Annotated in this window: 22 protein-coding genes; all 22 read right to left on the reverse strand. The window is 46.4% G+C overall.

The genetic code is table 11. The features are described from left to right. Positions 1–19: 19 nt before the first annotated feature. The 22 genes from PWYN_RS25875 to PWYN_RS25970 all read right to left on the reverse strand — a co-directional run bounded on the left by PWYN_RS25875 (position 20) and on the right by PWYN_RS25970 (position 21,744). Positions 20–1,135: a Nif3-like dinuclear metal center hexameric protein gene (locus PWYN_RS25875; RefSeq protein WP_036657944.1), complete on the reverse strand. Its 1,116-nt coding sequence runs from the start codon at positions 1,133–1,135 to the stop codon at positions 20–22. Further along, entirely contained in the window at positions 1,111–1,890 is a 780-nt protein-coding gene (locus tag PWYN_RS25880) for a tRNA (adenine(22)-N(1))-methyltransferase (RefSeq protein ID WP_205622796.1), read from the reverse strand. Before PWYN_RS25880 ends, PWYN_RS25875 begins: the two co-directional genes overlap by 25 nt. Next, on the reverse strand, positions 1,887–2,711 hold the full coding sequence (locus tag PWYN_RS25885; RefSeq protein ID WP_036657946.1) for a hypothetical protein: 825 nt from the start codon (positions 2,709–2,711) through the stop codon (positions 1,887–1,889). Before PWYN_RS25885 ends, PWYN_RS25880 begins: the two co-directional genes overlap by 4 nt. A 94-nt stretch (positions 2,712–2,805) precedes the next feature. Continuing rightward, positions 2,806–3,939 carry an RNA polymerase sigma factor RpoD gene (gene rpoD, locus PWYN_RS25890; RefSeq protein ID WP_036657949.1) on the reverse strand — a complete coding sequence of 378 codons (1,134 nt, stop codon included), beginning with the start codon at positions 3,937–3,939 and terminating at the stop codon, positions 2,806–2,808. Positions 3,940–3,979: 40 nt separating this feature from the next. Further along, a complete protein-coding gene (gene dnaG / locus PWYN_RS25895; protein WP_036657951.1) occupies positions 3,980–5,800 on the reverse strand; it encodes a DNA primase in 1,821 nt (606 codons plus the stop codon). A gap of 39 nt (positions 5,801–5,839) precedes the next feature. Continuing rightward, positions 5,840–6,319, reverse strand: a complete 480-nt coding sequence (locus tag PWYN_RS25900) for a YaiI/YqxD family protein (protein ID WP_240479836.1) — start codon at positions 6,317–6,319, stop codon at positions 5,840–5,842. A 183-nt stretch (positions 6,320–6,502) separates the two neighbouring features. Next, the gene (gene glyS / locus PWYN_RS25905) at positions 6,503–8,578 is read right to left on the reverse strand and encodes a glycine--tRNA ligase subunit beta (RefSeq protein ID WP_036657953.1); all 2,076 of its coding nucleotides are present in this window, start codon (positions 8,576–8,578) and stop codon (positions 6,503–6,505) included. Next, positions 8,571–9,458 carry a glycine--tRNA ligase subunit alpha gene (gene glyQ, locus PWYN_RS25910; RefSeq protein WP_036657955.1) on the reverse strand — a complete coding sequence of 296 codons (888 nt, stop codon included), beginning with the start codon at positions 9,456–9,458 and terminating at the stop codon, positions 8,571–8,573. Before glyQ ends, glyS begins: the two co-directional genes overlap by 8 nt. A gap of 217 nt (positions 9,459–9,675) precedes the next feature. Beyond that, a complete protein-coding gene (locus tag PWYN_RS29455; protein WP_157261259.1) occupies positions 9,676–9,849 on the reverse strand; it encodes a hypothetical protein in 174 nt (57 codons plus the stop codon). Positions 9,850–9,891: 42 nt separating this feature from the next. Beyond that, a complete protein-coding gene (gene recO, locus PWYN_RS25915; RefSeq protein WP_036657957.1) occupies positions 9,892–10,647 on the reverse strand; it encodes a DNA repair protein RecO in 756 nt (251 codons plus the stop codon). 36 nt (positions 10,648–10,683) lie between these two features. Next, positions 10,684–10,827, reverse strand: coding sequence for a YqzL family protein (locus PWYN_RS28920; protein WP_084146939.1), 144 nt, complete (start codon positions 10,825–10,827; stop codon positions 10,684–10,686). A gap of 103 nt (positions 10,828–10,930) precedes the next feature. Continuing rightward, positions 10,931–11,824: a GTPase Era gene (era, locus tag PWYN_RS25920; protein WP_036657960.1), complete on the reverse strand. Its 894-nt coding sequence runs from the start codon at positions 11,822–11,824 to the stop codon at positions 10,931–10,933. Positions 11,825–12,274: 450 nt separating this feature from the next. Then, complete coding sequence (gene cdd, locus PWYN_RS25925; protein WP_036657962.1) at positions 12,275–12,697, reverse strand: cytidine deaminase; 423 nt, start codon at positions 12,695–12,697, stop codon at positions 12,275–12,277. A gap of 74 nt (positions 12,698–12,771) precedes the next feature. Then, complete coding sequence (locus PWYN_RS25930) at positions 12,772–13,167, reverse strand: diacylglycerol kinase family protein (protein WP_036657964.1); 396 nt, start codon at positions 13,165–13,167, stop codon at positions 12,772–12,774. Further along, positions 13,167–13,658 carry an rRNA maturation RNase YbeY gene (gene ybeY / locus PWYN_RS25935; protein WP_036657966.1) on the reverse strand — a complete coding sequence of 164 codons (492 nt, stop codon included), beginning with the start codon at positions 13,656–13,658 and terminating at the stop codon, positions 13,167–13,169. The genes PWYN_RS25930 and ybeY overlap by 1 nt, the downstream gene beginning before the upstream one ends. Further along, positions 13,655–15,907, reverse strand: coding sequence for an HD family phosphohydrolase (locus tag PWYN_RS25940; protein WP_036657969.1), 2,253 nt, complete (start codon positions 15,905–15,907; stop codon positions 13,655–13,657). Before PWYN_RS25940 ends, ybeY begins: the two co-directional genes overlap by 4 nt. A gap of 16 nt (positions 15,908–15,923) precedes the next feature. Further along, the gene (locus tag PWYN_RS25945; RefSeq protein ID WP_036657971.1) at positions 15,924–16,895 is read right to left on the reverse strand and encodes a PhoH family protein; all 972 of its coding nucleotides are present in this window, start codon (positions 16,893–16,895) and stop codon (positions 15,924–15,926) included. A gap of 6 nt (positions 16,896–16,901) precedes the next feature. Further along, the gene (yqfD, locus tag PWYN_RS25950) at positions 16,902–18,092 is read right to left on the reverse strand and encodes a sporulation protein YqfD (RefSeq protein WP_036657974.1); all 1,191 of its coding nucleotides are present in this window, start codon (positions 18,090–18,092) and stop codon (positions 16,902–16,904) included. After that, complete coding sequence (yqfC, locus tag PWYN_RS25955; protein ID WP_036657977.1) at positions 18,089–18,382, reverse strand: sporulation protein YqfC; 294 nt, start codon at positions 18,380–18,382, stop codon at positions 18,089–18,091. The genes yqfD and yqfC overlap by 4 nt, the downstream gene beginning before the upstream one ends. Positions 18,383–18,649: 267 nt before the next feature. Further along, a complete protein-coding gene (locus PWYN_RS25960; protein WP_036657980.1) occupies positions 18,650–19,264 on the reverse strand; it encodes a hypothetical protein in 615 nt (204 codons plus the stop codon). Between the two features lie 16 nt (positions 19,265–19,280). Next, the gene (gene floA, locus PWYN_RS25965; protein WP_036657982.1) at positions 19,281–20,279 is read right to left on the reverse strand and encodes a flotillin-like protein FloA; all 999 of its coding nucleotides are present in this window, start codon (positions 20,277–20,279) and stop codon (positions 19,281–19,283) included. Positions 20,280–20,340: 61 nt separating this feature from the next. Beyond that, a complete protein-coding gene (locus tag PWYN_RS25970; protein WP_036657985.1) occupies positions 20,341–21,744 on the reverse strand; it encodes an NfeD family protein in 1,404 nt (467 codons plus the stop codon). Positions 21,745–21,800: the final 56 nt, after the last annotated feature.

The following is a 21,800-nucleotide window of genomic DNA, read 5'->3' on the forward strand; positions in this document are numbered from 1 at the left end:
AAGTCGGTCTCCCCGCTTCTTATAAGAATTGAAAAGGTTCCGTATTTACCTGTGAAGCATAAACAGAAGTTTCGTATTTATCATCGACAAGTTTAACCAACATCCACTCTCTTACTTTTTCCTTCATAATTTTCTCGGCGTTATGCCCGGGATCAATAAGCGTAATACCGGCCAGGAAAGCATCTTGGGCAGTATGATAATCTATATCTCCGGTAACAAGCACATCAGCACCGCGAAAAATCGCATTCTTAAAATATTTCGCACCTGAACCGCCTATTACAGCGGCTTTGCGAATCGGACGATTCAAGTCTCCAACCACTCGAACCTTATCAACATTCAGTCCAGTTTTAACCCTGTCGACAAACTCCCCGAGGGTTACCGGCTCTTTCAGTTTCCCTACACGGCCCAGGCCGAGACTGCGGCCTTTGAGATCCATTGAATAGAGATCATACGCTACCTCTTCATAGGGATGGGCTTTTAGCATAGCCTGTACAACTTTGTTACGAATAGACAGCGGAACGATGGTTTCAATGCGAATCTCGTCAGCCCGCTCCATTTTACCTTGCTCCCCTATATAAGGATTAGTACCCTCTTGCGGAATAAAAGTACCGTATCCCTCTATATTGAAGCTGCAATGGCTGTAATTGCCGACCCTGCCCGCCCCGGCGTTCATTACAGCATCGAGCACCTTTTGATGATGATCCTTAGGTACGAATACAACCAGCTTAGATAGCTGCTCCGTATGAGCATCCTTGATCGGAGTACCGTTCTCTATCCCCAAAGCCTCAGCCATCCAGTCATTCATACCGCCCTCAGTAACATCCAGGTTAGTATGACTAATATACACGGCGATATCATTCTTAATCAGCTTCTCGTAAAGTTTGCCCGCAGGTGTATCGGTTTGAATACCCTCCAACGGTCGGAAAATAATAGCGTGATGAGCAATGATCAGATTGCAATTCAACGAAATGGCCTCTTCGACCACCTCATCATTGACATCAAGAGCAACCAGCACATTCGAAATTTCCTTTTGCAACGTGCCAAGCTGCAGTCCAATTTTATCCCAATCATATGCCAAATGTTTTGGAGCCAGCTGCTCCATATATTGAATTACGGTTTGTCCTTTGGCAAGCATTGAAGCACCTCCGTGATTTCCTGAATCCGGGCTTGAATAGTGATCCGTTTTTCTTCAGCAGATTCCAGCTCTGATCGCAAAAGTGAGGCTAAAATAGTCTCCAGCTTCGAGATTTCACCTCTCCATTTACTGTGGAATGCAGCATTGGGAGACTTAAGCAGCCAAGGACCCATCTGTACCAGCATGTCCCGTCCGCACTTCACTTTGCCATCATCCAATAGCAATTCTTTGTAAAGATTCTCATTTGACAGTTCAGAGCCCTTAACCTCAGGCACCGCTGTCAGCACTTCATAAATCTTACCGTCTTCTTCTAAAATGTTCTCAGCAATGAGTACCCAACCATTATCAATCAGCCACCGCCGTAGAATATCCTCACCGACATTGGGCTGCAAGGCTAAAACTGAGACACCCTGAAGCTTTCCTTTAACCTGCCCGCGATTCAAAATAGAGGCAATTAAAGATCCGCCCATTCCTGCGATGGTTATACAATCCACCTCACCGGGCTCCAGTACTTCCAGACCGTCCCCGCGTCTTACGGATATTACCTTTCCTTGTCCGGCTGCCGCAACTGCCTTACAGGCCGCGTCAAAAGGTCCAGGGTTGACCTCACCGGCAATGGCAAACACGGCTTTCCCAGTTTCGATTGCTGCTATAGGCAATAAAGCATGATCAGAGCCTATATCTGCAAATTTGCTTCCCGTTGGGATTTTGTCTAATACAAGACGGAGTCTATTCGATAATTTAATATTGTTCATGAAGCCACCCACGCAATCCATTTTTTTCTAAATATGAATAACAACACCAAACCAATGGCAATTTTTAATAATAGTATATACGAAACCCATTGAGGATAGCCGTGTCTAAGCAGAAGACTGTCAAGCTCAGGCATTAACCACATAGTTGCTCCAACTGCGAAATAAACCCCCGAAACACCTTTAATCCGGTGATGCAGAAGCCAGCTAAGCCATATCATTAGTACACAAAGCGGAAGCCATAACAATTCAAGCTCCAATACGGATGCCTCTGGACGGATCCCACCGAAAAATCCCGCATACAGCAGTGCCCAGAACACAAATCCGCAATATTGCAGGAGGCCAATACGAAGAATAAACCCCAGAACACACCATAAAATCCCACACGCACCAATCAATATGGGCCGCCAAACCTCTGGATCGAGATCATGAAGAGCTATCATCCACATTCCGAAACCAATAGTCAGTACGCTGCCAATTCCGGCCAGCATAAGGCTTATTACCCTTTGACGATCTCTTAAAACTCCTGAGTATCCATAACAGACGAGCAGCAAAGACAAGGCTGTAGCCAGTTGCAAACCCCATGGAAAAACGCTAAAATAAAGACTAATTAAGAAAATGAAGGAAATAATCCCAAAACCAAACAGCCAAATTTTAATACTTCCCTTTTGAAGATTATGTAGCGAAATCGGATTACCGTTCTTAACGGTATCTTCATCATCGTACAGATTAGTTAAGAAATCGCAGTATTGCTCAGATAGCAACCTGTTCTTCCTCCAGTACTGAATTTCTCTTAAAATGATGTCACGTTTCTCCAAATTCAACGGCTCATCCCTCTTTCCAGACACGTTTACTATAATAATTTAAAACTAAAAGGACCTCCTGCCACTGTGCAGCAGAAGGTCCATTAGATAAAAACTATTCGAGGAAATCCTTAAGTCGTTTACTTCGGCTTGGGTGACGGAGCTTCCGCAGTGCTTTGGCTTCAATCTGGCGAATACGTTCCCGGGTTACGCCGAACACTTTGCCGACTTCTTCGAGAGTTCTTGTTCGTCCATCATCAAGTCCAAAACGTAGGCGAAGCACATTCTCTTCCCGCTCAGTGAGCGTGTCCAGCACGTCCTCCAGCTGTTCCTTCAGCAATTCATAAGCAGCGGCATCCGCCGGAGCCAATGCTTCCTGATCTTCAATGAAGTCGCCCAGATGAGAATCATCCTCTTCACCAATTGGTGTTTCCAACGAAACTGGCTCTTGGGCAATTTTCATGATCTCTCTGACTTTCTCTACTGTCAATTCCATCTCAGCCGCAATCTCTTCTGGTGAAGGTTCACGTCCGAGCTCCTGCAGAAGTTGACGGGAGACACGAATCAGCTTGTTAATGGTCTCAACCATGTGAACTGGGATCCGAATGGTCCGCGCTTGGTCAGCAATGGCACGGGTAATCGCTTGACGAATCCACCAGGTTGCATAGGTACTGAATTTAAAGCCCTTGTTGTGGTCAAATTTCTCCACGGCCTTAATTAGACCCATGTTACCTTCCTGAATAAGATCCAGGAACAACATGCCACGCCCAACATAACGCTTGGCGATACTTACCACGAGACGTAGGTTTGCTTCTGCAAGACGACGTTTTGCTTCCTCGTCACCATTCTTGATACGCATAGCAAGCTCAACTTCATCATCAGCCGATAATAGCGGTACACGGCCGATTTCCTTCAGATACATACGGACGGGGTCGTTAATTTTGATTCCCGGAGGTAATGACAAATCATCGTCAAAGCTGAATTCTTCATTCTCGTTGTTCTCATTGTCCTCGCTTGGCCGAAGAGTCGTTACTTCCTCATCGTTCTCGTTCACGACTTCAATGCCGAGGTCACTCAGCTGCTCGTAGAATTCCTCCATTTGTTCAGGGTCTTGATCAAACGGCGACAATTTCTCCATAATATCTTTGTAATTCAATGATGATCTTTTCTTACCTTGCTCAATAAGTTGATCTTTGACCTGGTCCAATGTAGATTCGGCTTCCAGTTCAGTATGCTGATCGTTCGCCATAATTCGACTCCCTCCTCCCTAGGTACATCCTGTGGGCATTTCATTGTCTCTCTAGGGCTATAATCTCACTTGCTATTTGTGCCGCACGCAAAAAATCTCCGTTTTTTTCCGCCCCGATCATCTCTTCCCGCTTAAGCTCCATCCTGCGTTGCAGAGGAAATCTCCGCACTTCTCGGATACAATCGTCCAGAACCTGTACATTCCAATCCGGAGGTGTATCCATCATAGATATTGAGGTTGCTGTTTTCTCCAGACGGTCATCTTGAAGTGATGATAGAAACCGGCTAATATCCGGTGGTTTGCCTTGCGCGTAAAAGGCGTATAGATAAGCAGCAATTGCCGCATGATCATCGATGTTGAAATCTTCTCCCAGACGTTCACTTACATAGCTGGCAGCCTCTGGATCCTGCAGCATAAAAGACAGTAAACGCCGTTCCGCAACATGATAAGCAGGCAGCAAAGTTGGAGTCTGAACCTGCCCTTTTTTATGCCTACCATTATTCCACCTTTTGTCGTTAATATCCCCTTCGGGAAGGTTTTTTTGCATCGAGGCTCTGAGTAAGTTACAATCCTGCTTCAAACTGTCATAGGATAAGTCGAGCTCGGAGGCAATTTCCCTTAGATAAACCTCTCTCTCCGTTGAAGAATGTAGCATGGCAATGATCTCAATCGCTTCTTTTGCATAAGCGATTTTGCCATCTTCCTCTAGGAGTATATGGTTTTTTTTCAGATATATAAGCTTAAATTTCACGGTGGAAACAGCAGATTCGATTACCTGTTCCCTGAATCTGTCCCCGCCGTAACGGGATACGAATTCATCGGGGTCCATCCCGCTTGGTAATAAAGCGATCTTGACCCGCAGGCCGTTTCCTTCAAGCAGTGGAATAGCCTTCATAGCTGCAGCTTGTCCCGCCCGATCACCGTCATAGGAGAGAACAATCTCATCAGCCATGCTCTTCATAATCGCCATATGGTTCTCCGTAAGCGAAGTCCCCATTGTGGCTACACCGTTATGCACACCTGCATCCCAAGCCGAAATGACATCCCCATATCCTTCGAATAGTACGATTTGCCGCGTTTTGCGAATGGATGCTTTGGATTGATGCAAGTTATACAGTATCCGGCTTTTGTTAAATAGTTTGCTCTCTGGAGAATTTAAATATTTGGGTTGACCCTCCCCAAGAACCCTTCCGGCAAAAGCAATTACCTTGCCTGTACGATTACTGATCGGGAAGATGACCCTGCCACGGAATCGGTCAATATAACCTTTCCCTTCACCTCTGGCAGACAACAGGCCGCCTCTCTCCATTTCAGCGAGATCAAAATTTCTTTTCTCCAAAAATTGAAGCAGTGTATCCCAGCGGTCCGGAGCGTACCCGATCTGAAATTGGTCGATCATTTTATCGCTGAAATTCCGGGATCTTAAATATTCCATTGCGGCTGTGCCGTGTTCCGTGTTTTTCAGCAGATAATGATAGAACTTTGCAGACCATTCATAAGCTTGAATTAATCGGTCTCGTTCCGGATCGGATGCAGACAGCACGCCTCCTTTCCCCTCGGGGATCGGAATGTCACTTTCCTCTGCCATTATTTTAACTGCTTCGGGGAAGGATAGTCCTTCGATTTCCATCCTGAACTTGATGGCATTTCCACCCATACCGCAGCTAAAACAGTGAAACACTCCCCGGTCTGGAGTAACTGTGAAGGAAGGGGTTTTTTCCGAATGGAACGGGCAGAGGCCCCATAAATATTTCCCCCGCTTGGTTAAATGGACAACCCTGCCTACGGTTTCGGCAATATCATGCCGCGCCAGCACGCTTTCGATGACCTCTTCCGGAATATTACCGTGTCCGCTAGCCACCCTAACCACCTTCATCTCTTAACAAATAAATATAATTCGCTATCGCTGGACATTCTCCTGCAAAACCGTTAAAAGTTTTGTCAGTTTATGTTGAAAAAAAATCTTTTCCTCCGCAGTTATCGCTTTTGGGCCTTTAGAATAGTGACCGCGTCTTCGTTCAACTGCCCTGGCATGCCTGCCTTCCAGCATGAAATCCATAGTAGTATCCTGATACGATTGCCCCCGAAAAGAGAGAACATTACACCGTTTGCCCAGTGCCAGCGCCGCCAATCCATAATCCTGAGTCAATACAATATCGCCGGGAAAAATATGATTCGCGATATACAGATCAGCGCTTTGATCGCTGCTGTCCACCTGCACTACAGTAACGCCTTCCTCAGCCTTTAACACATGATTATAAGAAGAAACCATAAGCACCGGAATGTTAAACATACGGGCGGCGGCAGCGATCTCCTTTTTAACCGGACAGGCATCCCCATCGACCACTATAGTTCTTCCCGGAGTTCCTTCCATGAACATCACCAATTTCCCGTGTAATATATATACGCGCTGATGGTATGAAATCCTTCTTTGAAAAGCATAAATACGGAACGGATGACAAAGAGACGCATTGGCACCGTTCCGTATATTTATACCCTAATCCATCATTCTATACCATGAGAGGTTCATTATTCATAAAAATCCCTGTAAATCCCTGCATAATTACCAGACCAGCTTGCTAAAATCCGCAAAGACTTTCGTATCCGCATCAATACCGGCCAGAAGAGCCAGACGATTGGAACGAACCTTCTCGTCCTCCGCCATAACCATTACTGAATCAAAAAATCCGGTAACCGCATCTTTTAATCCTGAAAGGATACGAAGCGCCTCATCCGCATTTCTAGCAGACAACGCTTCATAGTATGGGGCGTGAAGGGATTGCCAAGTCTCGAAAAGTTTAACTTCAGCATCATCCGACAGTAGGGTAGGATCTACAGAACCGCCTTGTGCCTTAGCTGCTAAATTACCGACCCGGTTGAAAGAATCTACGGTGATTTTGAAGTCCTCTTGGGTCTGCACAGCATCATTAAGCGCACGGCTTCTGGAGACTACGGCCACAACATCATCATAGCCTGCTGCAATAACTGCATCCACAACATCGTAGCGCACATTGTCGGATAATAAACGTTTTACACGAAGTCCGAAGAACTCGTACAGGTTTATACGCAGTTCGGTACCAGAATGTTTCATATTACGTGATTTTTCATGAACCTGTGCAGCAATTTCAAATATTTCCTGCAGACTGATCGACAGCTTATGTTCCAAAACAATTTGTACAATACCGGCCGCTTGACGGCGCAGTGCATAAGGATCCTGCGATCCTGTAGGAATTATACCAATCGAGAAACAGCCGACGATGGTGTCGATTTTATCAGCAATACTCACGACATATCCAGCTTCTGATGCAGGGACTGCTTCTCCTGCAAAACGTGGCTGATAGTGCTCAAATATGGCTTTAGCGACAGTATCCGACTCTCCGGCTTTACGGGCATAATCTTCACCCATAGTTCCTTGAAGTTCAGGGAATTCATAAACCATCTGTGTAACCAGGTCGAATTTGCAAATCTCAGCCGTACGGCTAACCTCTGCTGCAGTAGATGCTGCGAGACCCAACTTCACGGACAAAGCATCGGCAATTTGACCAATCCGGCGAACTTTATCACCGATACTGCCCATTTCTTCGTGGTACACGATATTTTCCAGCTTAGCCAGCGCGTCCTCAATCTTAAGCTTTTGATCCTCTTGATAGAAGAATTTAGCATCCGACAGACGGGCACGCAGCACCTTCTCATTCCCTTTGGCAATCACATCCAGCGATACATCATTACCGTTACGAACCGTTACGAAAAATGGCAGCAGCTTACCTGTCGAATCCAGTACCGGGAAATAACGTTGATGCTCCCGCATCGAAGTAATGAGCACATCTTGTGGTATATGCAGGAAAGAAGGGTCGAAGGTTCCAAAAAGGACGGTTGGTGTTTCCACAAGGAAAAGCACTTCTTCCAGCAGATCTTCTTTAATCGCGATGGTCCAGTCTTTCTCATGAGCAAGCTTGTTGATTTGATCCAGGATCAGCTGTTCACGTTCCTTTACATCAACTAGCACATGCTGAGCACGCAAGCTCTCCACATACGCTGAGGGCTCAGTGATCACGGCAACGGATCCCAAGAAACGGTGTCCACGGCTTACATTGCCGGCTTTAACACCTGTGATTTCCAAATCTACCACTTCAGTGCCGAAGAGCGCCACCATCCAACGGATCGGGCGGACAAATTTGAAATCATGAGTTCCCCAGCGCATATTTTTCGGGAAAGTCATAGCACTTACGATTCCGTTAAGTCCCTCAGTAAGCAGTGAAGCTGTTTCAACTCCAACACTATTTCTGGTAGCGTAAATGTATTCTACACCGCCTAGCTCCTTGAAAGTAAACTGTTCAGGAGTCACACCTTGACTGCGAGCGAAGCCAAGCGCTGCTTTGCTCCATTCACCGGCTGCGTCCAAAGCAATTTTGCGGGCTGGACCTTTGACCTCTTCACTAATATCTTCCTGCTTCTCCGCTGCATCCTTAACTAGGACGGCTAAACGGCGGGGTGTTGCATACGCGCTGACACCGCTATGCGCAATACGTGAAGCTTCCAGCCATTTAGAAGTTCTATCTTGAAGCTGCTCCATTGCCGCTCGAATAAAGCGAGCTGGTATTTCCTCGAGGCCAATTTCAAACAACAAGTCTTTAGACATGTTCAGCACCTTCTTTCTTCAGCAGCGGGAAGCCCAGCTTCTCGCGTTCCTCCATATAGGTCGCCGCTACAGTCCTGGCAAGATTACGTACTCTTGTTATAAATCCGGTACGTTCGGTTACACTGATGGCTCCGCGCGCATCCAGCAGATTGAATGTGTGTGAGCATTTAAGTACATAATCATATGCAGGGAACACAAGATTCTTCTCCATGGCTCTGCGTGCTTCTTCCTCGTAGGTGTTAAACAACGTGAAGAGCATTTTGACATCCGAAACTTCAAACGTATAGGTTGAATGCTCGAACTCCGGTTGACGGAAAACGTCACCATACGTAATACCGTCTACCCATTCCAAATCGAACACATTTTCTTTATCCTGAATATAGGACGCCAACCGTTCCATACCGTATGTAATTTCTACGGCAACCGGATTGGCTTCAATACCACCGACTTGTTGGAAATAAGTGAACTGCGTAATTTCCATACCATCCAGCCATACTTCCCAACCTAAACCTGCACAACCCAAGGATGGATTTTCCCAGTTGTCTTCAACAAATCGGATGTCATGCAGCAGCGGTTCAACACCAAGTGCTTTCAGACTGTCCAGATAGATTTCTTGAATATTATCCGGTGATGGTTTGATAATCACTTGAAATTGATGATGCTGGTATAGACGGTTAGGGTTTTCTCCGTAACGTCCGTCTGATGGGCGGCGGGACGGCTCAACGTAAGCCACTTTCCATGGCTCAGGTCCGAGAGAACGCAAGAAAGTCATCGGGTTCATAGTGCCCGCCCCTTTTTCCGTATCATACGGTTGGACGATAATACAGTTGTGTTCTGCCCAAAACTGCTGCAGCGTCAAGATCATCTGCTGAAAATTCATAATACCGGCTCCTTCGCTTTTCACAAGTTTTATTGCACGACGGCGTTACGGCCGTTCTGTGAACAATTTCTGTCAAAAACAGTCCTCGCCACAGAACAAAAAGCTCCCGCCCCCATGCCTGATATACAGACATAGGGACGAGAGCCTAATTATCTCCCGCGGTTCCACCCTACTTGATTCCGCTACGGAACCAGCCTTCAATCAGCCGGTACTCTCATCACGAAATCCACTTTTCACTGCCCTTTACGCACTCCCGGGTGCCCTGTTCATGAACATTATCCTGCCAGGCTTCCACTGCCCCCGGCTCGCTGAATTGGATCTTAGGTTCACTACTTTCCCGATCACTGCACGTTTCTCCATAAGTTGGAGTTACAACGGCTGTTTTATTCACAAAAAGAAACTGTACCCATAGTAACGGAATTTTCTTGTTTCGTCAAATATTATACTTATCCAGTTGATCCAAGAAATTTTGCGACTTGAGTCGAAGCCCAAGCTGGAAATCCATGATGGCTCTCATGACCTTTTTCAATTCCTCACGGGTATCCGCTTTAACATCCACATTCCCAAGCCTTGTTAAATCAAGCTTGGCGAACAGCCTTAACAGCTTCAGTGATCGCGGGGAAATCTCCATAGCAGGAGGATCATTATGCTTGCAGCTGCGGCAGAGCACCCCGCCAAGACGAGGGCTGATCAATAGTTGATCATCAGGTCTCTCCTGTCCGCATATCACACATTGTTCCAGCTGCGGGCCGTAGCCTGCAGCCTGTAAGATCTTCATCTCATAAACATTTATAATAACCCCAGGCTCTTTACCTTCTTCCAATGCGGTAAGACAAGCAGCAAGCTGACGAAACCAGAAGCTGCCTGTTTCTTCATCATGGAGTACACGATCCAGCAGCTCGCAAGCATAACAAGAATAGGCAGCTTTCACCAAATCTTCACGTAATGGATGATGAGACTCCGTAATCTCACCTGAATTAAGCGTCCCTAAACCGCCGTTATTTCTAAAAAAAACAAATTGTCCGACGGTAAACGGTTGAATGAGCGCAGCATGACGGCTCCTCGCCTTCTTAGCGCCCCTCACCAGAACCCCTACCTTACCGGCATTCTCGGTGCAAAGCGTAATGATTGCGTTCCCTTCACCGTAGTCCATGCTGCGGATGACGATCCCTTCCACCCTGTGTAGCATGCCTCTTCTCCCAACCATTCGGCAAGCAACCAATCCTTACTGCGCTTCTTCATCATAATCCTTCTCTTCCCCCATCAGCAGTTCCCCGTCGTACACTGGCGGCTCACCGGCTTGCTTGTACAGCAGGTATGCGTCGACATCTCCAGTCATTGCAAAATACTTCCACGAAAAGTCTCGCATTCGTATTCATCCTTTCTTCGGAAACACGATGTCTCTTCGAAATTAGGATGTGCGATGATACAGGTTCTATCCTTGCAATTCCTGCCAACAACATTTTGGAGGATTAAAGATCTTTATGGAAGCCTAAATCACGCAGTACGCGATCCTGATTGCGCCAATCTTTTTTAACTTTTACCCATAATTCCAAAAATATTTTAGAGCCCAGCAAATTCTCAATGTCGGTACGCGCGCGTCTTCCTACTTCTTTAAGAAGCGCACCCTGTTTCCCGATAATAATTCCCTTTTGGGAATCGCGTTCCACAAAAATAACCGCAGATACATGTACGACGCCATTAGGTTCAAGCTTCATATCTTCAATTGCAACTGCGATAGAATGCGGCACTTCTTCGCGAGTTAAATGCAAAATTTTCTCCCGAATAAGCTCAGCGATAACAAACTGCTCCGGATGATCCGTTATTTGATCCGCAGGATAGTATTGCGGCCCCTCCGGCAAATATTTCTGAAGCTGGTCAAGCAGTGTATTCACATTGCTGCCAAATTTGGCGGACACTGGGATGATCTCAGCAAAGTCATGCAACTTACGGTATTCCGCCATCAGCGGCAAAAGAGCCTCTGGCTCCAGCTTGTCTATTTTGTTAAGGACGAGGATAACTGGTGTTTTCACATTATTTAGTTGTTCAGCAATATAACGGTCACCACCGCCCATTCCTTCAGCGGCATCTACTAGAAACAGCACGGCCTCTACTTCACCCAGTGTGCTTAATGCAGTCGAGTTCATGTAATCGCCAAGCTTAGACTGCCGTTTATGAATACCCGGTGTATCCAGGAAAACGATCTGTGATTCGTTATTGGTGTAAACCCCGTGAATTTTGTTTCTCGTTGTCTGCGGTTTATCCGACATGATCGCAATCTTCTGCCCGATAACCTGATTCATTAAAGTCGATTTACCTACGTTCGGTCTGCCTACAATTGCTACAAACCCTGATTTGAATTTCATATGATCTTCCTTCCAAGATGGTTCTTATTTTAAAAACTTTTTCGATCCCCCTTAAGGGCGTTTCGATCCCCCTAAATCCCCCTTAGCCAAGGGGGACCCCAAGGGCCCCGGCCCTCTGGACACCCGGAATGGGCGTACCTGCGACGAACGGAGCATTGGAGGGTAAATGGTGCTTGGAGCGCTAACGTTCCCTACGGGAACACGCTTGACTTCGGCGATGGTAAAGATGGAGCTAAGTGACACTTTGGGTGCATTGGGATGTTAATTGTGCTAACAGGCGCTGGCGGCTATGCCGCATCGCTTACTACCAACCCTATGTAACTCTAAACACACCACAAGTATTCACTTTAATTGTATTTTGCACAATAAAATAATCCTGAATCATTGATTATATCGATTTAACTGCATTTATTGCAGTTATATTGCTCACTTAAGTGCAAGTATAGTTAATTACAACTCGGGAGCTTGTCCTTGTTCTAAATCTGCAGGACCAAAAGCTCCTGGCAGAAGCTCACGTACCGTAGTCTCTCTCATATCTCCCTTGAGGTTACCAAGGATAACCTTCATGTCGGGATGACATAGCTCAATCATAACTTGACGGCATACGCCGCAGGGAGATACAGGCTCATCCGTATCGGCAATAACGGCGATTGCTTTGAAGGATCCAGGTTTATGACCGTCGGCTACAGCACGAAATAACGCGGTGCGTTCAGCACAATTGGTCGGTCCAAAAGCTGCATTCTCAACGTTGCAGCCGTGGTGCACATGCCCGTCTTGATCAAGCAGAGCAGCGCCCACTCCGAAGCGGGAATAAGGGATGTACGCATTAGCGCGTGCTTTAGCGGCTTCTTGAAGAAGTAAAGCGGTATTCATAGTTGTCCCCCTAAAAGTATTGTAGAGCAAAACCGGCTTCGTAAGCCTATTGGCAGTGATGTCAAGTACATTGATTATGACATAAGTCCTGTAATCCAGTCCATCACGGGATGGTAAAAAACATATATCCCCGTAATAACAGCAAACACCGCCGTAAGCAGGACAGCACCTGCGGCGGTATCTTTGGCGTTCTTAGCCAGTGGATGAACGTCCGGCGATATGAGATCTACAGCCGCTTCGATCGCAGTATTAAGCAGTTCAGCACTCAACACAAGAGTTATTGCTAGAAGAAGCAGCATCCAACTAAGCGGGGGGAGCCTGAACAAAGCAGCAGCAACAAGAACAACAACAGCTAGACCGCTGTGCACCTTCATATTCAGTTCGCTTCTGAATGCACTTGCGATTCCCTGCGCCGCAAAGCGGAAAGAGTGCCAGAACTTTTTATGGCCCACCGCTGTGTTCTTAACCATTAGCGTGTCAGCCCTACTTGGCTTAGTACATACTCCTGTTTAGACATCATCTCAGCCTCGGCAGCTTCATCCTGATGGTCGTAGCCCAACAAATGCAGAAAGCCATGTACGAACAGGAATCCAAGCTCACGTTGTATAGAATGTCCATACTCCGTTGCCTGTTCTTGCGCTCGTGTTACGGAGATAATGATATCTCCGAGCGCATTAGGAATCTCCTCCGACTCCTCTTCTACTTCATATATAATTTCCGGCTCATCTTCTACAGTATCGTTCATAGCGAAGGACAATACATCTGTAGGACGGTCAATACCGCGGAAATCCCGATTCAATTCATGAATACGCTTATTATCAACAAAGGTAAGATCAACCTCACCAGCTTCCACACCTTCAAGCTCACCCGCTTTTTGTAAAATGGTCTCAAAGAGTCCAATAAGAGAATCACTAATCTCCAGTTCATCCTGCTCGTTATTCCAAATCATCTGTAGGCTCATTCTTTAACAGCCCCTTCCTCTTTTTTCGGTTTACGCATATCTTCGGGATATTCTATCCGCGAATGAAAGATGCCCATAACCGTCTCTTTAAGCGTACGTGATACCGTATCTAGTTCTTTAATCGTTAGATCGCACTCATCAAATTGATGGTCATCGAGTCGACTTTTAATAATTTTTTCAATCATTGTCTCTATCTGACTCACTGTAGGTTTGCGAAGCGAACGCACTGCTGCCTCTACACTGTCAGCAATTCCCACAACAGCCGATTCCTTTGATTGGGCCTTCGGACCGGGGTAACGGAAGTCTTCCTCGGTGAAATCAGGCTCACAACCCTTATCTTCTGCAAGTCGCAGTGCTTTATGATAAAAATAATGCAAAAAGGTTGTGCCGTGGTGCTGCTCGGCAATATCACGTATTGGCTTAGGCAGCTTGTATTCCTTTAGCATCTCCACACCGTCGCGCGCATGGGCTACAATGATAGACTTGCTTAGCTTGGGTTCTATCGAGTCATGCGGATTCTCCATGTCATTCTGGTTTTCTATAAAATAAAATGGACGTTTAGTTTTGCCAATGTCGTGATAATAAGATCCTACTCGGCAGAGCAAACCATCCGCCCCAATAGCCTCCGCGGCCGCTTCAGACAAATTCCCAACCATTACACTATGATGATAGGTTCCTGGTGTTTCGGTAAGCAGCTTGCGGAGGAGCGGGTGATTTGGATTGGATAATTCCACCAGCTTCAAGGCAGAAAGAATGCCAAAGGTGGTTTCAAAGAACGGCATAAGGCCGATCACCAACACTGCCGTTATCAAGCCCCCCGCGAAGGAAAACCCGAGAGCATACAACGTATCTACCTCTTTCCATACCCCGCCGTTTAGTAGAGATAGGATAAAGACGGTCAGAGCCCCGAAGAGGGATACCATTATACCGCCCTTAAGTAAAGTAGAACGCTGCCCAGCGCGGTGGGTGGCAAAGATAGCCACATATGAAACAATGAGAACGAAGAACCCGAAAGTAAAGTCGAAAATTGTATTCTGCTGAACATTCAATATAATACTCGCCAATATAGCAAAGAGAATCGAACAAAAATAAGCCAGCGAAATATCAAGCAGCATAGCCACCAGCATAGAACCAATCGCAACAGGCGCCAGAAAACCTATATAAGGTCTGGCATCTGTTTGGAGATAAGCCGCCAGCCGCATAGAAACTATGGTGATTGCAAAGACAAGAACCAGCATCAATAGCTGGGAATTGTTATATTTAAAGCCCGATGTTCCAGAGTATCTAATAAAAGTAAGCAGTCCAAAAGTAAGCATGGCAACAAGAAGCAATAAGCCTAGCTGCGGCAAGTAATTGACTTCATTGCGTAGCAATTTATTCTCATCTAAGAACTTGTACAGCTCGGGAGTAATGAGCTCTCCTTTTTTGACCATTACTTCGCCTTGTTCTATAAACACTTGAGGTGTATTCTCGCGGGCTTGGACTTCCGCTTCCTTAGTAGCGTCCTCGTCATAAAACTTATTACTCGTGATTACCAATCTAGTTAGCTCTTGTACTACTTCCCGTGCAGTTCGTTGAGTGAGGGAGCTTACACTGACAAGCTCGGCTACCTTAGCTCTCGCTGTCTGGGCATCGGAAATCTGGTCATTCATAAGCCGAATCACAATTTCACGGGCTACAGGCTTCATCTCTATAATATCCTGTGATGTCAAACGCGGAATTTTGATAAAAGTCTCTTCCGGGATGACATAGGTTTGTTCCTTGATCTTGGATTGCATCTCATCCAGCAAATGCTCGGAGTAGGCATTGGTGCTTCGACTCGAAGACACAAAATTCAATAAAAAGTCCCGAGCCCGCTGCGGAATTTCCTCCCGATAAATTCCAGTCTTATCACTTTGGGAGATGCTATCATCTTGATTGAGACGATCTATCCGATCCAGCAGTGAAGTCACTAGATTCTCGCTTCGAGTCGGAATAATCTTGTATTTAGGCTGTACCTGTTCAGCGGCTTCCTCCTGCGCTTTCAGAGTAGCCTTGTTATCAGGTATTTTCATGGGGGCGGTTATTTCTTTGGCGCTATAAGTATTTTCTTTAATATCATAACGTTTGGGCAGGAGATCAGGGCTTAAGCTGACGTAGAACAAAATACCCAGCAGCACAAAGAGAGTATAGCGCGTAATCGCGCTATACTTCCAGCCGTGGTTACTATATACAAATCCACTAAGTTTAGACGGTTGCTTTGAAGCCATGAAGATAATCCCCTTTTTAGTCGAGGTTTTCGGCAGAGCGGTCATAGGCAACAATGATTTTTTGAACCAGGGAATGCCGAACTACATCCTGTTCCCCAAAGAAGACAAAGCCAAGCTCTTCTATACCTGACAAAATCGCCTTGGCTTCATTCAAACCGGATTTCTTGCCCCGTGGCAAGTCAATCTGGGTAACGTCGCCTGTAATGACCATCTTGGATCCGAAACCGAGTCGTGTCAGGAACATTTTCATTTGCTCCGGTGTTGTGTTCTGTGCTTCATCAAGAATAATAAAGGAATCTTCCAACGTACGTCCCCGCATATAAGCCAGCGGTGCAATCTCAATTATTCCACGTTCAAGAGCTTTGGCAACCTGATCCGGCCCCATAACGTCGAATAAGGCGTCATATAGCGGGCGTAGATATGGATCCACCTTTTCCTGCAAATCGCCGGGAAGGAACCCCAGGCTCTCCCCAGCCTCAACAGCCGGACGGGTGAGAACAATTTTCTTGACGGAGCCTTCTTTAAGCGCTGTTACGGCCAAAACTACTGCAAGATACGTCTTGCCTGTTCCTGCGGGTCCGATACCAAATACTATATCCCGTTTCTTGATAGTCGTCACATAATGTTTCTGACCAATCGTTTTGACACGGATGGGCTTTCCGCGAAAGGTGGTTGTAATTTCACCTTTGAACAGATCAAGTAACTGATCCGCGCGAAAATCCTTTGCCAACTCCACAGCATATTTTATATCCCTGTCACTTAGAACATATCCACTTCGGATCAGGGAAAGCAACACATTAAAGAGCTGCCCCAGCATATCTACTTCCCGCTCTGCCCCCCGGACTGTCAGTTCAGCTTCACGAGAATCAATAATAGCGGCTATTTCAGACTCGATTATTTTCAGAAATCCATCCTGCGGGCCAAATAACGCTTGAGCTTCTCCCGCACTTTGCAGTGATATCCGTATGCTTGTAGTCTGTTCTGACAAGTAGCCTCATTCTCCTCGGTTGTATACTATTGGAAGTTCTTCCGCGATTCTCTCTTCCACTTCAAAAAGCACTTTCATATAAACTTTACCATTCTCTCTCTTCTCATGCAAAATTTTTTGGCTTTTGACGACGCTATCATTACCGTAACGGGCTAAAATATCGTTCTTTGCAATTTCCAGACCTTTTTCACGGGCTTCCTGAGGGGTTAGAGTAACCGTCTTGACCTCTACCTCCAATTCCTTCTCCGTCATCCACCCGATTGGCATATGGATAGATCGCCAGGATAAAGGAACCTCTTCCGTAAGAGTCTTCGATTTCTCGAAAGGAGACTTACCATAACCCCATAATTGTACTGCCCATTTGCCGAGAACCAGATAAGAATGATCTTTACGTTGGCCTGTATAAGCATTGACCTCCGTCTTCAAGGGTACATTTATATTATACTCATGCCATACCAGACCCTTAACCTCGCCTTTTGCCACAACGTATTGAATGCTCTCTTCATCTCCCAGAGCTCCGGAGATCAGAATATCCCCTTTCTTCACTCGGGTATTGCGGCCTACAACAGGTCTCCCCTGCTCCGCAAAAATTTCGGTCACTACAGCATCCGTCCTGCTAACCAGATGGCGCTGAGTATACAGTGGCTTCTTCTCCGGCCGTACAGCTTCCACAATCTGTATCTTCACTGCCGTTCCGGTTCGCTGCACACCAATCCAGGATGTACCCGGCAACCGCACTGTGAGCTCTCTAGAAAGCTTGTCCGGATCTTCCATACGCCAAATCCACTGAAATGGAAAAACCCCCTCTTGGCGAGCTGCATTGAGCACATCCTCGGCAGCAATGCGTTCATTGCCTTCCACATCGACGCTCCACACCATGGATGACAGTAAAAAAAGCGCAATACCGAAAAACAGCAAACCCGCTGCAAAAAATTTCCGTTTCAAAAGCCTCGCCGTTATAAACGGTAATCCACTGCGGTTTGTAATATGTATTCGACAGCCTGTCTTTTTCAAAAGCGGCCGGAGAGCATAGAAATCATTCAGCAGCAGCTTCAGATTCAGGCCGCCCTTTGTGGGCTTCACATCCCAGATGACTATGCCAAGACCGGTAAGGGCATTAATAAACAGTTCTACCTGCGGCCCAGTCAAGTGAAGTGTAACGACCCCCCGCAGCCATGACAGAGGTGCTTCCTTCATGAGCTCTCCTCCCTTTCCTTATATCTGATCTCTCCGATTATTCCTTCTACAGCCAATTCCTGACCCAATATGGTCCTAATCTCCAGCCCTTTACCTGTGATCTCTAAGGAGCCCTTAGATAAGGCAAGCTTCAGTAATTCTGAAGAAAAATGAAGTACACCACGATGGTTTTCAATATACAGCTCCTTGTTGCCGATCAGGGTGATCCGGGGCATATCATGCAGCAAATCCTGCGGCAGATCCAGCATCCCGTTTGTCCATCCCCGCAGCCTCCGGCCGATCCGGGTCATATATAGACGCTCCCCCTTCCTCTACTGTACACCTTATGCGGCAGCACCACTTTTTATGAGAAGAAGTGTCATACAAGAAGAAACGGCTTTGCCGTCCTTAAGGGAGCCTATGCTTCCGAAGCAGCGATACTGCGTATCACTTTCAGGTATCCGTTTCTCGTAGAAATATAAGCAAAGTATACTGAAAACTTATACTTCCTGATATTTCAAAAAAAAGCCCGCGACCTATCACAGGTCGCGGGCTTCAGCAGGGTAGACAGGCCAGTATCAGCCTTCTCTACGGGAATTAAATGGACGTTTCGAACGCGGAGGGCTCAGTATTTCAGCCCAAATCAAACCGTTTTGCAGCTGTTTTGATTGTACTGCGGTTTGTTTATCCGATACATTCGTTTCTCTTGTGGTATAAGCAGGGCTGTTACCGTTGCTGTCATCGGTAGCACTGATTTGATTAAAAGCAGAATGCAATCGGTTTAGTTCCCGATCCATATCCTTAATACGTGTTTCTAAACTTTCCCCTCCAGGCTGCTCCATGGATGAGCCTTCACCTGTCTCGTAATCAGGGCTGGGAAATAGAGCCGACTCCGGGAACGCAGGGGATGCATCATATCCGCTCTCCACAGGGGAGGAGAATGATCTTACCTGAGGTTGCGATTGCAAATTGCCTGGAACGGGAAAGCCGCTTCCCTGCACTTCTGGCTTCCGCTCAGCTCCTTCAGGCTGCATATAGCCACGCACTTTCGAAAAAACATCCTTACCCTCACCGCCAAAGGTAGGCATAGACCCACGCGGAGCCTGTTTCTTCTTATCGCTGCCTTTTTTCGCCTTATTCACATTGGACACAATGGCAAACACGATCACACCTATGATATATATCCAGCTCATGGGATATCACATCCCCTTATTTGTTTTTGGAATCGCCCGAATGATCTTGATCATTTATTTTACTCAATGACCCCCGCATTTGAGTGTCAGCTTCGATGTTTTTCAGGTTCATATAGTCCATCACACCCATTTTTCCTTCGCGCAGCGCTTCTGACAATGCCAAGGGAACCTGAGATTCTGCTTCCACAACCAATGCTCTCATCTCAACCACGCGTGCCTTCATCTCTTGCTCATGTGCTACCGCCATGGCTCTGCGCTCTTCGGCCTTCGCCTGGGCAATACGTTTATCCGCTTCGGCCTGCTCCGTTTGGAGATATGCACCAATGTTCTTACCTACATCAATATCAGCAATATCGATAGACAGGATCTCAAACGCTGTCCCTGAATCCAATCCTTTAGAAAGAACCATTCGAGAGATAGAATCGGGGTTTTCCAGAACATCCTTGTGTGAATTACTGGAACCGACGGTAGTTACAATCCCCTCACCAACGCGGGCAATAATGGTTTCTTCACCGGCACCGCCGACCAGACGATCAATATTAGCACGCACTGTAACCCGGGCTTTAACTTTTACTTCAATCCCGTTTTTGGCCACAGCTGCTACAATCGGAGTCTCTATAACACGTGGATTTACACTCATCTGAACAGCCAACAGCACGTCCCGTCCGGCTAGGTCAATTGCAGCGGCACGAGTGAACTCAAGAGGTATATCCGCACGTTGAGCAGCGATAAGAGCATTTACAACACGGTCTACATTACCACCAGCCAAATAGTGACTTTCGAGCTCATTAATGTTTATCCCTAATCCCGCCTTGGTTGCTTTAATTAGCGGATTAACAATTCGACTTGGTGTAACTCGGCGCAATCTCATAGCAACCAAAGTAATGATACTGATACGTACACCAGACGCCCATGCTGAGACCCACAGCATAACCGGGAAAAAGCTGAAAAAGACACTTAACAAGATGATCACGGCAACCGCGATCAATAAAACTGTAATAAGAGATGCCTCCATAATTTAAAATTACCTCCGTTTTATAATTTGGTGTTTATTTCCACGCTTAACCTAGTGTACCTTATTCCTTGAATTCTTTCACAACAATCCGTACACCTTCCACCTTTATTACAACTATAGGCAGGTTAGCATCGATGAAGCTGCCCTCTGTAACCACATCAATACGTTCACCCTCTATGATTGCAGTGCCTGCAGGACGCAGCGGTGTGAGACTTCTACCCCTGCCTCCAAGGAGTGTAATCCTTTCTTTTACCGGCACAAAGCCCCGTTCCTTAGTCAGACTATCCGCCAATATGAATCGATTCCATATCCCGCGTTCTTTGAAAGCTATAGCCACAATGATAATGACCACCGTTGCTGCGGCAAACGCGATACCCAGACTGAATAATGCATGTGTGAAGCTGTATGCGGCCCTGACAACACCGGCAATAAGACTTGCAGAACCAAGAATCCCCAATATGCCGAAACTCGGAACAAAAAGTTCTACTATCAGCATAACCAATCCAAGAATAAACAATAGCCATGTCTCCGCACCTGCAAATCCAGCTACATAGTTGCCGAAGAAATAAAGAATAAACGCCAGGAGCCCTATAATTCCCGGCGCACCAAATCCGGGCACAAGCAATTCAATCACTACTCCGGCGATCCCGATAAAGAGTAGAATCGTCATAATAATCGGGTTTGTCAGGAATTGCGACATTTTTTCAGCTCCGGTATGTTTAACGCGAAGAATGTCTTCTGATGAATACCCAAGTGATGAAACGGCTTCTTCCGGTGTGTCTGCGATATCATCTGTGTAGCCAGCCTTTAACGCCTGATCACTGGTAAGTGCAATGATCTGGCCTTTATCTTTGTTAACACCCAGTTCCGGTTTATTTACTACAATATTGCTATCAGTCATTCCGGCAGCAATTTCCGGGTCGCGTCCATTTAATGCGGCAGCGCCTACCATCTTTGATTTCCAGAAGGACACCAGCTTGGGGTCATTGACGGCTTTTCCGGTCATATCTACCAGCGAAGCGGAACCGATCATACTCCCTGGTTTCATGACTATTTTATTTGCATTTAAAGCTATGTAGCTACCGGCTGAGGCCGCATTACCCTTGATGTAGGCGACTGTTGGAATAGGACTCTCTCTTACCATAGCCCCTATTTCTTCTGCTGTATCTACCAGACCCCCTGGTGTATCAATTTCCAGCACAATCAGCACAGCACCATAATTCCCCGCTTCTTGAAAGCCCCGCTCCAAAAATCGCTGAAGCCCTCTTTCGATCTCCTGATCCACCGGTATTATAAATACAGGACCACTCTTCGGCTTACTGTTGATCGTATCGGAAGCGGCCACACTCCCCGCTGCGTTAACTCCTGCTAATAGCGGGATGAAGAACAGGAGAATTAGTAAGTTTGTTATGCTTACCAGTACTATTTTCCGTAACACACCCAAGATATTCACTCCTTCGCACATGGATTACTCCATATAGGTTACCATCTAAGCCCTATTACGATACTTCTCCTAACATC

Origin of the sequence: Paenibacillus wynnii, assembly GCF_000757885.1 — a bacterium.
Classification (GTDB): Bacteria; Bacillota; Bacilli; order Paenibacillales; family Paenibacillaceae; genus Paenibacillus_AQ; species Paenibacillus_AQ wynnii.

Excerpts from the sequence above, each read along its gene's own strand:
- recO (WP_036657957.1), bottom strand. The coding sequence starts at position 10,647 with ATGCTACACAGGGTGGAAGGGATCGTCATCCGCAGCATGGACTACGGT.
- glyS (WP_036657953.1), bottom strand. The coding sequence starts at position 8,578 with ATGTCTAAAGACTTGTTGTTTGAAATTGGCCTCGAGGAAATACCAGCT.
- PWYN_RS25940 (WP_036657969.1), bottom strand. The coding sequence starts at position 15,907 with ATGGCTTCAAAGCAACCGTCTAAACTTAGTGGATTTGTATATAGTAAC.
- yqfD (WP_036657974.1), bottom strand. The coding sequence starts at position 18,092 with ATGAAGGAAGCACCTCTGTCATGGCTGCGGGGGGTCGTTACACTTCAC.
- era (WP_036657960.1), bottom strand. The coding sequence starts at position 11,824 with ATGAAATTCAAATCAGGGTTTGTAGCAATTGTAGGCAGACCGAACGTA.
- PWYN_RS25875 (WP_036657944.1), bottom strand. The coding sequence starts at position 1,135 with ATGCTTGCCAAAGGACAAACCGTAATTCAATATATGGAGCAGCTGGCT.
- PWYN_RS25930 (WP_036657964.1), bottom strand. The coding sequence starts at position 13,167 with ATGGTTAAGAACACAGCGGTGGGCCATAAAAAGTTCTGGCACTCTTTC.
- PWYN_RS25970 (WP_036657985.1), bottom strand. The coding sequence starts at position 21,744 with ATGTGCGAAGGAGTGAATATCTTGGGTGTGTTACGGAAAATAGTACTG.
- PWYN_RS25960 (WP_036657980.1), bottom strand. The coding sequence starts at position 19,264 with ATGAGCTGGATATATATCATAGGTGTGATCGTGTTTGCCATTGTGTCC.
- rpoD (WP_036657949.1), bottom strand. The coding sequence starts at position 3,939 with ATGGCGAACGATCAGCATACTGAACTGGAAGCCGAATCTACATTGGAC.
- yqfC (WP_036657977.1), bottom strand. The coding sequence starts at position 18,382 with ATGACCCGGATCGGCCGGAGGCTGCGGGGATGGACAAACGGGATGCTG.
- floA (WP_036657982.1), bottom strand. The coding sequence starts at position 20,279 with ATGGAGGCATCTCTTATTACAGTTTTATTGATCGCGGTTGCCGTGATC.
- glyQ (WP_036657955.1), bottom strand. The coding sequence starts at position 9,458 with ATGAATTTTCAGCAGATGATCTTGACGCTGCAGCAGTTTTGGGCAGAA.
- cdd (WP_036657962.1), bottom strand. The coding sequence starts at position 12,697 with ATGAATACCGCTTTACTTCTTCAAGAAGCCGCTAAAGCACGCGCTAAT.
- PWYN_RS28920 (WP_084146939.1), bottom strand. The coding sequence starts at position 10,827 with ATGCGAGACTTTTCGTGGAAGTATTTTGCAATGACTGGAGATGTCGAC.
- ybeY (WP_036657966.1), bottom strand. The coding sequence starts at position 13,658 with ATGAGCCTACAGATGATTTGGAATAACGAGCAGGATGAACTGGAGATT.
- PWYN_RS25900 (WP_240479836.1), bottom strand. The coding sequence starts at position 6,319 with ATGTTCATGGAAGGAACTCCGGGAAGAACTATAGTGGTCGATGGGGAT.
- PWYN_RS25880 (WP_205622796.1), bottom strand. The coding sequence starts at position 1,890 with ATGAACAATATTAAATTATCGAATAGACTCCGTCTTGTATTAGACAAA.